Source organism: Streptomyces sp. NPDC001941 (assembly GCF_040296945.1).
Lineage (GTDB): Bacteria > Actinomycetota > Actinomycetes > Streptomycetales > Streptomycetaceae > Streptomyces.
Genome location: NZ_JBEOYE010000036.1, coordinates 37,899 through 49,739 on the forward strand (window position 1 = coordinate 37,899; position 11,841 = coordinate 49,739).

General features: G+C 68.2%; 14 protein-coding genes. All 14 read left to right on the top strand.

What is annotated here, in order from left to right; all coding sequences use genetic code 11:
• The first annotated feature begins 1 nt into the window (after position 1).
• Positions 2-1,333 (top strand): phage portal protein, encoded by a 1,332-nt coding sequence (locus ABT160_RS23475; protein ID WP_351649712.1) that lies wholly within the window; start codon positions 2-4, stop codon positions 1,331-1,333.
• Between the two features lie 8 nt (positions 1,334-1,341).
• The gene (locus ABT160_RS23480; RefSeq protein ID WP_351649713.1) at positions 1,342-2,166 is read left to right on the top strand and encodes a VG15 protein; all 825 of its coding nucleotides are present in this window, start codon (positions 1,342-1,344) and stop codon (positions 2,164-2,166) included.
• Positions 2,163-2,681, top strand: coding sequence for a hypothetical protein (locus ABT160_RS23485; RefSeq protein ID WP_351649714.1), 519 nt, complete (start codon positions 2,163-2,165; stop codon positions 2,679-2,681). Before ABT160_RS23480 ends, ABT160_RS23485 begins: the two co-directional genes overlap by 4 nt.
• 30 nt (positions 2,682-2,711) lie before the next feature.
• The gene (locus tag ABT160_RS23490; RefSeq protein WP_351649715.1) at positions 2,712-3,701 is read left to right on the top strand and encodes a major capsid protein; all 990 of its coding nucleotides are present in this window, start codon (positions 2,712-2,714) and stop codon (positions 3,699-3,701) included.
• Between the two features lie 8 nt (positions 3,702-3,709).
• Complete coding sequence (locus ABT160_RS23495; protein WP_351649716.1) at positions 3,710-4,147, top strand: hypothetical protein; 438 nt, start codon at positions 3,710-3,712, stop codon at positions 4,145-4,147.
• Complete coding sequence (locus ABT160_RS23500) at positions 4,144-4,488, top strand: hypothetical protein (protein ID WP_351649717.1); 345 nt, start codon at positions 4,144-4,146, stop codon at positions 4,486-4,488. Before ABT160_RS23495 ends, ABT160_RS23500 begins: the two co-directional genes overlap by 4 nt.
• A 69-nt stretch (positions 4,489-4,557) precedes the next feature.
• Positions 4,558-4,797, top strand: a complete 240-nt coding sequence (locus ABT160_RS23505; RefSeq protein ID WP_351649718.1) for a hypothetical protein — start codon at positions 4,558-4,560, stop codon at positions 4,795-4,797.
• Positions 4,794-5,186 carry a hypothetical protein gene (locus ABT160_RS23510; protein ID WP_351649719.1) on the top strand — a complete coding sequence of 131 codons (393 nt, stop codon included), beginning with the start codon at positions 4,794-4,796 and terminating at the stop codon, positions 5,184-5,186. The genes ABT160_RS23505 and ABT160_RS23510 overlap by 4 nt, the downstream gene beginning before the upstream one ends.
• A 17-nt stretch (positions 5,187-5,203) precedes the next feature.
• Positions 5,204-5,803 carry a phage tail tube protein gene (locus tag ABT160_RS23515; protein WP_351649720.1) on the top strand — a complete coding sequence of 200 codons (600 nt, stop codon included), beginning with the start codon at positions 5,204-5,206 and terminating at the stop codon, positions 5,801-5,803.
• Positions 5,804-5,823: 20 nt separating this feature from the next.
• On the top strand, positions 5,824-6,123 hold the full coding sequence (locus ABT160_RS23520; protein WP_351649721.1) for a hypothetical protein: 300 nt from the start codon (positions 5,824-5,826) through the stop codon (positions 6,121-6,123).
• 166 nt (positions 6,124-6,289) lie between these two features.
• Positions 6,290-6,607, top strand: coding sequence for a hypothetical protein (locus tag ABT160_RS23525; protein WP_351649722.1), 318 nt, complete (start codon positions 6,290-6,292; stop codon positions 6,605-6,607).
• A 116-nt stretch (positions 6,608-6,723) separates the two neighbouring features.
• Positions 6,724-7,002 carry a hypothetical protein gene (locus tag ABT160_RS23530; protein WP_351649723.1) on the top strand — a complete coding sequence of 93 codons (279 nt, stop codon included), beginning with the start codon at positions 6,724-6,726 and terminating at the stop codon, positions 7,000-7,002.
• 22 nt (positions 7,003-7,024) lie between these two features.
• A complete protein-coding gene (locus ABT160_RS23535; protein WP_351649724.1) occupies positions 7,025-10,774 on the top strand; it encodes a phage tail tape measure protein in 3,750 nt (1,249 codons plus the stop codon).
• 4 nt (positions 10,775-10,778) lie between these two features.
• Positions 10,779-11,792 carry a phage tail family protein gene (locus tag ABT160_RS23540; RefSeq protein ID WP_351649725.1) on the top strand — a complete coding sequence of 338 codons (1,014 nt, stop codon included), beginning with the start codon at positions 10,779-10,781 and terminating at the stop codon, positions 11,790-11,792.
• Positions 11,793-11,841: the final 49 nt, after the last annotated feature.

The following is an 11,841-nucleotide window of genomic DNA, read 5'->3' on the forward strand; positions in this document are numbered from 1 at the left end:
TGTGGACCAGTACAACCGCGGAATCCAGGATCGGCCCTACATACCGAAGCGGGCGGAAGCCGAGTTCGGCGTGATGGTGTCCAAGTCGCTGGAGAACTGGCTGCCGTTGGTGGTGTCGACGGTCGCTCAGAACCTCATGGTGGAGGGCTACCGGCGGCCGGATGAGCCGGGCGACCTGGACCCGTGGCGGTACTGGACAGACAACCTCCTGGACTCCCGTCAGGCGCAAGTCCACCGCGCGGCACTGACGTTCGGCAAGGCGTACGTGTCCGTCCTCCCCGGCGACACCGGTCCGGCTATCCGGCCCATGTCGCCGCTGGCGGTCACGGGAGTGGCCGAGGACTCTGACGCTGAGTGGCTTGACCACGCGGTCAAGTTCCTCGGGCGGGCCAAGCGGGGTGACGACGACTACGACCGCTGGGAAGTCTGGGACGCCGAGGCTGTCTCGGAAGTCTGGGCGCTGGACGGCTCGGAGGAGCCGACCGACTGGGAGGTTGTCAAGTCCGAGCCCCACGGCATGGGCCGCTGTCCCGTGGTCCAGTTCCGGAACCGGTGGGCGGACGCGCCGAACACGATGCCGCACGAGCTGGGCGAGGTCGCCCCGCTGATGCCCATTCAGGACCGGATCAACTGCACGACGTTCGACATGCTCATTGCGCAGTCGTTCAGTGCCTTCCGGCAGCGCTGGGCGACGGGCATCGAGATTCCGAGGGATCCGAAGACGGGTCGGCCGGTTGAGACGTTCCAGGCTGCTGTCGACCGCGTTTGGGCCACGGGCAACAAGGACGTCAGGTTTGGCCAGTTCGATCAAACGGACCTCGGCGGCTACCTCAAGTCGCGTGAGGCTGCGGTCAAGTCGATGGCGGCAATCTCGCAGGTCCCGCCTCATTTTCTACTCGGCGGGATGGTCAACATCAGTGCGGACGCGCTGACGGCGGCCGAGAGCGGGCTTGCCCGGAAGACGCACGAGCGACAGACCATCTTCGGCGAGTCGTGGGGCCAGGTGCTCCGACTGGCGGCCTACGCGGTGGGCGACAAGGACGCGGCCGAGGACACAGAGGCGCGTGTCATCTGGCATGACGCGGAGGCTCGTTCGCTGGCGCAGACGACTGACGCTCTCGGCAAGCTCCACCAGATTCTTGGTGTTCCGGCCGAGGTGCTTTGGGAGCGGGTGCCGGGCGTGACGACGTTCGACGTCGAGCGCTGGAAGACGGTGCGCGCCGAGCAAACGGCGTACGACATCGCGGCCGGTGAACTCCTCCTCGGCGACGACCATTCGGGGCGGGTCGGCACTTCGCCGGCGGGGAGCGAACTGGCCCGTGAGGCAGCGTGATTGGGGCCGTGAGTCAGACGCGGGCGCAAGCCCTGACGGAGCTTCACGCCAAGGCGCAGGCGAAGCTGACGGGGAACGCCCTGCGTCGCCTGAACGCGGCGTGGGCGCGAACCCGCGTCGGCGACGCGCGGTCCGTGGCGCAGTTCTTCCGCTACGCCGAAGGGGTCATTGCAGACTCGTTCGTCATGTCCGGTGAGGCATCGGCGCGCTACTACCAGGAGCACCGCCGGGCGCTCCTCGGTGAGGCGCTGTTCCAGTCGGCAGAGGACGCGTACGCGCAGGCGCGGCGGTTGGAGTCCGCGTCGGCGCAGAGTCGGGCCGGGAAGCTGTCTGCGCGGGCGCAGAGGTACGTACGGGACCTGCGGGCGGCGGGTGTCCCTGAGGCGCAGATTCGGCGGCTGGTCGGCTCCCGCGTGCTGGGTGAGGCGTCGAGGCTGGTGCAGATGGGCGGGCGTGACGCGCTGGCCTACTTCATCAACTCAGACCCGAAGGTTCTCGGGTACCAGCGGCGGGCGTCAGCCAAGTGCTGTGCCTTCTGCGCCATGTTGGCGAGTCGTCCGAACCTCTACAAGACGGCCCGGTCGGCGGGTGCTGGCGCGTCCGTCGGTGGACGCACGTTCAAGGCCGGTCCCACGGCCGTTGGCGGGCCGGAGGCGGCCCCCTGGCACAACAACTGCCGCTGCGTGGCTGTGCCGGTCTACAGCCGCACACAGCGACCCCCGCGCAACTCCGCCAAGTACAAGCGGATGTGGGACCGGGGCGAGATCGAAATCAGGGTGTCGGCAGACGGCACGTCATACCCCGTGTTCAAACCCAAGGAGAGTGGCGCGTGAGCGCAGAGCAGGTGACCCCCGAGGCGGGAGAGGCCCCGGAGGAGCAGAACCCCAACGAGCCCGAGCAGCAGCGGAATTCCGCTGGTGAGGCGGAGTCTCCCGACCCGAACGCGGCGGAACTGGCCGCGCTGCGGGCGCGGCTCGCCGAGGCCGCGCCGATCCTCCAGGCGCACAAGGATGCCGAGGAGGCGCAGAAGACCGAAGCGCAGCGGCTCCGTGAGGCCCTGGAGGCGGCCGAGCGTGAGCGCGACGAGGCCCGTCGGGTCGTCGTCCGTGCCGAGGTTGCCGAGGAGACGGGCCTTACGGGCGACGTGGTGGCGCTCCTTCATGGGGCCACCAAGGACGAACTCCTCGCTGCGGCCAAGACCGTTGCGGAGCAGTCCCAGAAGCGGGGTGGTGGGCTTCCGTCGAGGCCCCGCGCGAATCTCAAGACCGGTCAGGAAGTGGCGGGTGAGCCGGAGGTCACTGACCCGCTCAAGCTCGCCGCTGCGATCAAGCGGCGACTGTCCTACTGACGGCCGCTCAACTACTAGGAAAGGTGCCGCATGCAGGCTACCGAAAAGGGCATTCTCAAGCCCGAAAAGTGGGCGGGCCAGTCTCTCGGGCTGCTCGCTGACGAACTGCTCCTCGCTGGCCTGGTGTCCCGTGACGCGGGCTCCAACTTCACGGGCGCGGCTGGCGACACGGTCAACATCAAGCGCCCGACCAAGCTCAAGGCGCGCGGCCAGTCGATTGACGAGAACCGCAAGGGTACGGCGATCACTGAAGACCGCCTCGCCGAGTGGAAGATCTCCATCAAGCTGACCGACGAGGTGTACAGCGCGGTCAAGCTGACCTCGGCCGAACTGACCCTGGACGTCGAGAACTACGGCGCTCAGGTCATCTCCCCGCAGACCTCGGCGGTCGCCGACGACATCGAGCAGCGGCTTGCCAAGACCTTCGACGCGGTGGCGTCCGTCGAGAAGATCGACGAGGCGAAGATCGGCACCGAAGAGGCGGGCCGCGAGGTCCGGCGCGTGATGATCCAGCTCCGCAAGAAGCTGAACGACGAGGGTGTCCCGGCTGCGGGCCGAAACCTGGTGATCGGCACCGAGGTTGAGGCCGCGATCCTCGGGGACGACCACCTGACCAAGGTCAACGAGTCGGGTACCGGCGAGACCCTGCGCAACGCCACGATTGGCAACCTGTACGGCTTCCGCATCGTCGTGTCGCAGCACGTCGACCCGAAGCGCATGGTTGCGTACCACCCGACCGCCTTCATGCTCGTGACGCGCGCCCCGGCGATTCCGTCCGGCGGCCCGGTCGGCTCTACGTCCAGCTTCGGCGGCGTCGCGCTGACCGTCCAGAAGGACTACAACCCGACGTCCCGGTCTGAGCGTTCGATCATCAACACTTTCACCGGCATCAACGAGGTCAAGGACATCCCGAAGGCCGCGTACAAGACCCTGACCGGCAACGAGACGTTCGAGGCGCTTGAGGGCAAGGCCAAGCAGATTCGCGCTGTCGCCGCGACCATCGGCGCGAAGGCCAAGTAGGGGCTCCCGTGGCTGAGTCTCTGGTCTCCGTCGAGGAGTTCGAGGCCCGGCGGGTTGAGCCGTTCACCGAAGAGGCCCGCAAGCGCGCGGACTTGCTCCTGACTGACGCATCCGAGCTGGTGCGCGAAGCAGTGCCCGCGGCCGATCTGACGCGGGCGAACTGCCCGTTCACGGTGCGGGTGCTGATCATGCGGCTCGCGGGCCGTGCGATCGACAACCCCACAGGGGTGGCGTCCGAGTCCGTTGGTGACTACTCGTACCGCGTCGCGCGGCAGTACACGAACGGGCTCTTCCTCGCACCGGACGAAGTGACGGCGCTGGAGAAGGCTGTCGGTGTCTCGCCGCTGGTCATGGCCCCCGTGGGGGTCGGCTACGACGACGAGGTGTTCCGCCGGTTCTCGCCGATCGGGACGACCAACGCGGACGGGGTGACCTGGATCAAGTGAACCTCGCCGGAATGCTGGTCGACGCGGTCACGGTCGCCCGTCGACGGGAGAAGGGCAAGGACCGGTACGGCGCTCCGTCGTACGAGTGGGTCAAGGACCCAAGTCCCGTGCGCGGGCGGCTGATCTACCCGTCATCGCGCGAGGAGAACACCCGCCGCGACGCACAGGTTGAGGCGGCGTTCGTCGTGCTCGACCCCCGGGCCGCAGTCGACGGCCGGTGTCGGCTCCATCTAGCAGGACATGCCCAGCCGTTCGAGGTCGACGGGGCCCCGCTTCCGCAGCGGACCCGCTCCGGCTGGGTCCACCACCTTCGCGTGAAGGTGCGACGAGTGGAGGGGTAGTTGGCGACTCGCGTCGTTCTCGACCGAGCTGCAATCGAGCAGCTTTCGGACTCGGACATGGTCCGATCGATGCTCAGGGTCAAGGGGCGGGCGGCTGCGTCGGCGGCGGCCAGGCGCTCGCCGGTCCGTACGGGGGACTTCCGGCGGGCCGGGTTCAAGGTGTCGGTGAAGAAGCGCTCGACGCGCGAGGGGCGGTATCTGACGGCCCGTGTCCTGGCGAAGGACAAGGCGGCGAACGTCATCGTCCTCGGGTCGTCCAAGTCGCGCCGGAAGCGGCACCAGGTCTTCAACGTCGGGGACTTCTCGTGAGCCTGCCGGTGGTCATCTTCCCGGACGTCGAGGCACTGACCCTGTCCCATCTGCGGACGGTCCTGCCGGAGTTCGCGGGCGGCGTCGAGCTGCCTTCTGACTGGACGCCGACCAAGGGTCGGGTGTTCGTCACGGTCGAGCGCAACGGCGGCGTCACGAAGTGGCCCGTGCTCGACCAGGCCGTGTTGGCGCTCTACGCGTACGGCGCTGACCGGGCCGAGGCGCTGGACCGCCTCTCTGAAGTCATTGGCCACATCTTCGCGATGCCGGGGGCGGCTCGCGGTGTGGCCCGTACGTACACGATCGCGGGCATCCAGTTCACGCCCGACCCTCTCACTGACGCGCCGCGTTGGTACGCGTCGGTCGGTGTGGCTGTGCGCCCGAAGTAGTTGGAAAGGGCCGCACGTTGGCTACCAAGCAGGATTACAACAAGGATGCGGTGACCGTTGCGTCGGTCGGCCGGATCTACGTCGCCACGGAGGCAGATGGCGCAGCGTTCGCGGGAGTCGAGGACCTGACGGCGGAAGACTCCAAGTGGACTTCCCTCGGTCTGTTCGACGCCGAGACGGGCGTTGAGCACGCCTTCGAGGAAGAGACACAGGACATCAAGTCCTGGCAGCAGGGCACCGTTCGGACCATCGTTACGTCCCGTGACCTCACGCTGAAGTTCTCGGCGCTGGAGACGAGTCCGCGCACCCTGGAGCTGTTCTACGGCCTTGCGCCGGGCTCGATTCAGGACGGTGCGTCGTTCGAGTGGCGCATCGGTGCTGCGGCCAAGCGCGAGCGATTCGCGGCCGTCATGGTGCTGGAGGACGGTGACACGGTGATCACGTGCCATCTGAAGTCGGCGCAGGTGTCGGAGGTTGAGGCCCCGAAGTTCACCGCGTCCAACGCCGTCATGTGGGGCATGACCGTCAAGGCCCTCGGCTCGGAGTACGAGACCGGCAAGGGCTCGGACCTCGCTGCCTGGAAGTTCGAGAAGGGCGGCACCTCGGGAAACGCGTAAAGCCCGCACGACCTACAAACGTGCGGGCGACGCGCCCCGACATTGCCAACCAGCACCCGTGGAACGTAGACGTCTCGTGGGACTGGCAACCCGGCATCGTCTACCACGTGTTCACGTGGAAGCACGGCGGCCAGCCTGAAGAGGAGCCTGACGACCGCGTAGACACGATGCGGGACCCCGTGACGGTCTCGCTCGACGAGAACGAGGGCCCCGGGGAGTTCCACGTCGGCGTCAAGGCCGTTCGCGTCGGCGAGACGCTGGCGTCCGACATGGCGGAAGCGTCCCTCGTGACGCTGCCGTGGCCCCGAGAGGGCGAGTAAGGCAAGGGCGGGCGCTGCGAGTTGCGGCGTCCGCCTTTCCCGCGGTGGGACCAAGGTCCCGCCGGCGGAGAGGACCAACGTCCCCCGCGGAGAGAGTACGACTTCCGGAGCCGTCCTAGGTGGGGGCGGCTCCGGCGAACCACCTACCCACCAATGGAGATTGAGCATGAGCAAGCCCAACAAGTCCCGCATGAAGCTGGCCACCCTCCGCGCCCGCGCGGCCGAGAACGCCTGTGCGGCGATCGAGTTCGAGGGCGTGGACGGCGTCGAGTACTCCATCCCGGCCCCCCAGTTCTGGCCCGACTCCGCCCATGAGGCGGCGGCCCGCGAGGACGTGCCGGGCCTCGGCCGGGCCCTCCTCGCCGACCAGTACGAGCATTTCACCAAGGGCGGCGGCCGGTCCGCTGACCTCATGCTGGTCGTGCAGGAGTACGCCGAGCAGCAGGGCGTGACCGTGGGGGAATCCGAGGGCTCGCAGAGCTGATCGAGTCGCGCGGCGACGACCTGGACGCGGACTTCCAGCGCTTCTACGGCCTGGACGTCCGCGACGTGGGGTCGCCCTCGCTGACGTGGGGGCGCTTCGCGAGTCTCGTCGAAAGGTTGCCGGTCGAGGGCGCGTTCGTACGGGCGCAGCTCTCGCCGGACGAGGTCATCTGGTCGTCGCTGGACTCCCAGCTCGGTGCGAGCACCGTGGAAAACCTCCGCGTGACGAACTACCTCCTGGGCGCGCTGCTGTGCGCTCACGGAGCCAAGGAGAACCCCGTTCCGGAGCCTGAGCCGATCTACCGGCCGGGCGTCGAGCGGCGGCAACAGAAGCAATCTCAGGGACTGTTGTCGCTCGCTGAACGCATGGGTGCGACACGTCCCCGCATCACGTAGGGGGGTGTCGATGGCGGGTGCAATGAAGGTGGGCACCGCCTTTATCGATCTTCAGGCGCGCGGCGACAAGCTGTTCTCGCAGATCACGACGGCCGCGAACGCAGCCTCGCTGCGGGCCGGTAGGGACCTGAACGCTGGGGTCACGCAGGGGCTTTCCGGCGTGAGTGCGGCGGTGGCCCGGTCGGGCGTGCAGATCGGAGCCATGGGCAACTCGGTTGCCCGTACCGGCGAGCAGATCCGGTCGGCAGGCCAGCGCTTCCAGTCATGGGCGGCCCCGGCCGCTGCTGCGGCATCGTCCATGCGCCCGCTGGTCCTGGGCGTCACTGCCCTCGGCGTCGGTGTGGTCAAGACGGGCATGGACTTCGACACCGCCATGGCGAAGCTGATTGGTGTCACGGGGGCACCTGCCCGCGAGATCGCGGCACTTGAGGCCAAGGCCCGCGAGCTGGGCGCGACGACGAAGTTCTCGGCCACCCAAGCAGCCGACGGCATGGGCTTCCTGGCCATGGCCGGTATGAAGACGAACGAGATTCTGGCGGTCACGCCGAGGATGCTCGACCTCGCGTCGGCGGCGAACATGGACCTGGCCCGCACGTCGGACGTCGTCACCAACGTGATGTCCGGCATGGGCCTAGGGGTCGACCAGGCGGGCCGGGCGGTCGACGTCATGGCCGCTGCGGCGACCCGGGGCAACGTCGACATTGAGATGTTGGGCCAGTCGTTCAAGTACGTCGGCCCGGTCGCCAAGTCCTTCGGCATGTCGCTGGAAGAGGCGGCGGCCTCCATGGCTGTCCTCGGCGACAACGGCATTCAGGCCGACATGGCGGGCACGGCCCTTCGGGGCATGCTCACGCGCTTGAACGACACGTCGGGCAAGGCGCAGAAGATCGCCAAGAAGTACGGGATCGAACTCAGCGACCAGAACGGCAAGTTCATCGGGCTGACCGCGTCGGTCAACGAGTTCGCCAAGGCGGGCGTGACGACGTCGGACGTGATGACGGCGTTCGGCCAGCGCGCCGGACCGGCGTTCCTGGCGCTGATGGGCGACGCGTCGCGGGAGAAGTTGAACCGCCTCAACGGCGAGATGCTGAAGTCCGAGGGCGCGGCCCGCCGGATGGCGCAGGCGTACGAGGAGAGCGCTAAGGGCCAGCTGCTCACGTTCCTCTCGGCGGTCCAGGAGCTTGGCCTCAAGCTCTGGGACGGCGGCCTACGCGACGCCTTCAACGGTTTGATGCGTGGGCTCACGAGCCTCGCTCGCTGGTTCGGCACTCTGCCGAACGGGGTGCTTCAGACGGTGGCGGCAGTCGCCGGTCTGACCGTGGGACTCTCGGGTCTCCTCTGGACCGTCGGCAAGGCTGGCGGGCTGCTGAGGGGCTTCGGCTCGACGGTCGTAGCGGGCGGCGCTGCCGTGTCTCGCTTCGGCGGTGCAATCGCGGGCGGCGCGTCCGGATTCGCTCGCTTCCGCCAGGGGCTCACGAACAGCTCGTCGGCGTTCTCGGCGTTCGGCGGGACTGCTGGCAGGGCCGGTCAGACCGTGGGACGGGCGACAAGGGGCATGAGCGCCGCTGTGGCGGCCTCTGGGGGCGGCTTCCGAGGGTTCTTCCGGGTGGTGGGCCGTGGGTTCGTCACAGCGGCTCGTACGGCCGTCACGCAGGCTGTCCGGATCGCGGGCGCAGTGCTCACGGCCATGGGTCCGATCGGATGGGCCATCGCGGCGATCGTCGCCGTGGTGGCGGCGTTCAAGAACTGGGACAAGATCAAGGAATGGGCGGCCAAGGCGTGGTCGTGGATCGCTGATCTTGGAAAGAAGATCTGGGAGTTCGCCCAGCGCATTCCCGAGTACCTGGCGCAGGCTGGCGACTGGATCGTCCGGACGGTGTCCGAGTGGGGCCCGAAGATCTGGAGTTGGGTCAAGGACGCTGCTGCGGCAGCGCCCCTGAAGCTCGCTCAGTGGTCCGTCGCCCTGCGGGCCGGGCTGCTGGCGATCGGCCGCCGTATCGGCGAGTTCGTCGCCGACTGGGCACCGCGCGTCTGGGAGTGGCTGAAGGCCGCTGCGGCGGCGGCCCCGGGGAAGCTTGCCCAGTTCGGCGAGTGGGTCAGGGGCGGCCTCGCGTCCATCGGAGGCAGGATCGCTGAATGGGTGGGGGAGTGGGCCCCCAAGGCGTGGGACTGGTTGGTCAAGGTCCGTGCCGAGGCTCCGGGCAAGATCGCCGAGTGGGGCCGCTCGATCTGGGACGGACTCGGCCGGATCGCGGATGAGATCGGCGACAAGCTGTCCGAGTGGCACGAGCGGATTCGGTCGACACTTGAGCGGGCTAAGCCGATCATCGTCGCGAAGATCGGCGAGTGGAAAGACGCGGCCATTCGCAAGATCCGTGAGTGGGCGCAGTCGGCCCCCGAGGCGATCGGCCAGTTCACGCAGAAGCTCACCGACAAGCTTCGCGAGTGGGCGGACAAGATCCCCGGCATCGTGCAGGGTTGGGCCGATCGGCTCGTCGAGTGGCTGAAGAAGCTTCCCGAGACCATCAAGGGTTGGTTTGCTGGCGGTGACGCCGAGAGCGCCGGTAAGGACGGCGGGCGGCTGACCGGTGGCGGCATCGTCGAGGGTGCGGCCGACGGCGTGCGTGAGAACCGGCAGAGCATCGTTTCGGCGCTGCTCGACATCGGTTGGGAGCTGGTCAAGGCTCTCGCGCAGGTTGGTATGGAGCTGGCGGCGCAGATGCCGGGCATCATGTTCCGGCTCGCGGGCTCGCTGTTGTCGGCAGGTGCTCAGCTTGTCGGCACGTTCACCCGGGTTGCCTTCGAGGCTGGTTGGGGATTCGTCCGCACGCTGGGCGAGTACCTGATGGGCCTCCCCGCACGGATCGCCGGCTGGCTGGGCGGCATGGTGATATCGGCGGCCGAACCTCTCGGTCGGTGGGTCTCCGAAGCGGCCCGCAAGGCGGGGGAGTTCGTGGGCCGGATCGTGGGGTGGGTCACCCAACTGCCGGGACGCATCGCGGGCTTCCTGTCCCGGATGGCGTCGAGCGCTGCAACGACCCTTTCCCGCTGGGTCTCTGACGCGGCCTCCAAGGCCGGTCAGTTCCTCTCGCGAGTTGCCTCCTATGTGGGGCAGCTTCCCGGGCGCATCGCGGGCTTTCTGTCCCGGATGGCTTCCTCGGCGGCGTCGACCCTCGGCCGGTGGGTGTCCTCGGGCGCGCAGTCGGCCAGCCAGTTCCTTTCGCGGGTGGCGTCATACGTGGCGCAGCTACCCGGCCGAATCCTCGGGATTCTCGGGCGGCTTCCGGGTATGGCGCTGAACGCGGGCCGGAACATGATCAGCGCCATGATCCGGGGCATCAACTCCATGGTGGGCTCCCTCATGAGCCGTGCGAGCAGCATCGTTCGCAACGTGGCCAGCAAGCTGAACCCGGCCAACTGGTTCAGCCCAGGATCCCCGGTCGACTGGCTTGAGGGGGCGGACGGTGGACTGGTGCCCCCGGGCCCGGCTCCGGAGGTGCAGGCGGCCCCGCCGGTCGCGTACGCGGCCGCTGGCCCCTCCCTGGTGGATGCGGTCGGCGGCGTGGGTTCGGGCCTGTCGCGGTCGGTCGGCGCTGGTCTGTCGGCCGCGATGGTGGCCCCGCTGACGGCTCTTGAGCGGTCGGCGAAGCACCGGCGGAATTCCGCTGGTGAGCGGCCGGTCAACAACATCACGGTGAACGCGAACACGAATGCGGACGCGGCCGACATCGGTCGTGACGTGGCGTGGGCGCTGCGGACTAGTGGGAGGTAGGCGGGTGCTCGCACCGAGGAGCCGCGAAGAGCTTCGGAATCTGGCGGCCATGCGTTCGGCGCGGCTCCCGTGGGCTGATCAGCCGTGGACGCTGACCTATGGGGGAGTGCTCCTTGGTGGGGCATCCCCCCTGGTTCTGAGTGAGGTTGAGGGTCTGGCGGCGATGCCGGACGTCAAGGACTTCGACCTAGAGCTGATCGGGTTGGACGGGCTTCGGCCGGGCCGGGACTACATGAGGGGCCGCACGGTCACCATGTCGTTCCAGGTGCTCGCGGACAGCTCCGAACACTTGGATCTGGTCATGGGCGAAGTCATGGCGGCCTTCTCGCACTCCCGCGAGGAACGACCGATGCGCTTCAAGTTCCCGGGAGTTGCCCAGGGGGCGACAGCGGAAATCCGCGGGCGTGTCCGGAAGCGGTCGGCGGTCATGGACGACATGTACGGGGTGTACGTGCCGACCGTCGACGTGCAGTTCGAGTGCACGAGCCCGTACGTGCAAGGCGTCGGCAAGATCCGGCGGCGGCTGGAGACGCTGACGAACTACCGTCGCGGCGGAACGGAGTTCAGTGACTCACTCGGGCTCCCCGTGATGCCGCTGGCCATCCCTGACAACGGGGGTGGCGAGGGGTATGAGACGGCGTGGGTCACGAACGGCTCGTTGGAGCCGTGTGACTTGACGGTGGTCATCAACGGCCCGGTGGCTGGCCCGAGGGTGCGTGCGCGCCGTGAGGCGGAGACCCCGGGCGGCCAGCCGTGGGAGGGCATTGCGGGCGTCGCCGACGACGTCGAGGTGCAGAGCGGGGAGCGGGTCGAGTTCACGTTCCCCCATGCCGACGGTGTCGAGCCGTCCGCTGCCCATATCCGGCTCGACGGCGGGCGGCATCCGCTGACGGTGACGGGCAGCTCGCCGACGCTGGCGGCCGGTCGCTCGTACGAAATCACGGCGGAGTACGCCAAGTCATCAAGTCAGGCTGCGCCCGCCGGGTACGTCGAGTGGCAGCCGGGAAGGTACGTGTGAGTACGACAGTCTCGTTCCAGGACGGGTCTAGCTACCCGGCCGAGGTGTG

Excerpts from the sequence above, each read along its gene's own strand:
- ABT160_RS23490 (WP_351649715.1), top strand. The coding sequence starts at position 2,712 with ATGCAGGCTACCGAAAAGGGCATTCTCAAGCCCGAAAAGTGGGCGGGC.
- ABT160_RS23505 (WP_351649718.1), top strand. The coding sequence starts at position 4,558 with ATGCTCAGGGTCAAGGGGCGGGCGGCTGCGTCGGCGGCGGCCAGGCGC.
- ABT160_RS23525 (WP_351649722.1), top strand. The coding sequence starts at position 6,290 with ATGAGCAAGCCCAACAAGTCCCGCATGAAGCTGGCCACCCTCCGCGCC.
- ABT160_RS23535 (WP_351649724.1), top strand. The coding sequence starts at position 7,025 with ATGAAGGTGGGCACCGCCTTTATCGATCTTCAGGCGCGCGGCGACAAG.